Genomic DNA, 731 nt, shown 5'->3' with positions numbered 1-731 from the left:
GTGTCGGCCTTGCAGAAGCTGGCCGCCGTCGCATCGGAACTTACTCCAAGGGGATGCGCCAGCGCCTTGGACTGGCGCAGGCCCTGATCGGAACACCTAAACTGGTTCTGCTTGATGAGCCGACCAGTGGTCTGGACCCAATCTCGCGCCAGAACTTTTATGATCTGGTGAGCGAAATCTCCGGAAACGGTGCCACTGTCCTCTTATCGTCCCACGCTCTGACAGAGATGGAAGCACGCACCGATCGCATCCTGATCATGTCCCAAGGCCGACTGGTCGCCAATGACACTCTGGAGCACTTGCGCACAGCCGCAAGACTGCCAGTCCGGCTGAAGGTGAAGTCAAAAGAGGAACCAGCAGAACAACTTGCAGATCGACTGGGCGGAACGCCGGTCAATTGTCATTCAGTCGAGATCATGTGTGCACACGAAGATAAGATCGCAAGAATTGCCGCTGTCACCAGTCTGGGCGCCATGATCGAGGATATCGATGTGCATCTGCCAACGCTGGATGACGTTTATAAGCACTTCTCTGAAAAAGCGCACCAAGACAACAAAGCTGGGGAGGCCTGAGATATGTTGAAACGTATCCTGACTGTCGCTCATCAAGAGTTCCGTATCGGTCTGCGCAACCGCTGGATCCTGTTGTCTGTGGTGATCTTGAGCGCGTTCTCTCTGGCTCTGGCCCTGTTGGGCTCAGCCCCAGCCGGCACGCTTGATGTAAGCCGCATG

The 731-nt window shown here is 55.8% G+C and carries 1 protein-coding gene; it reads left to right on the top strand.

Annotation, left to right across the window (positions count from 1 at the left end; translation table 11 throughout):
* Positions 1-572: AAA family ATPase (locus tag IE076_RS22515; protein ID WP_189439032.1), on the top strand; the 572-nt coding region annotated here is incomplete at its 5' end.
* Between the last annotated feature and the right edge of the window lie 159 nt (positions 573-731).

It is taken from the genome of Pseudovibrio japonicus (assembly GCF_014651595.1).
Taxonomy (GTDB): Bacteria; Pseudomonadota; Alphaproteobacteria; order Rhizobiales; family Stappiaceae; genus Pseudovibrio; species Pseudovibrio japonicus.
This window is presented reverse-complemented; position numbering and strand designations above follow the sequence as displayed.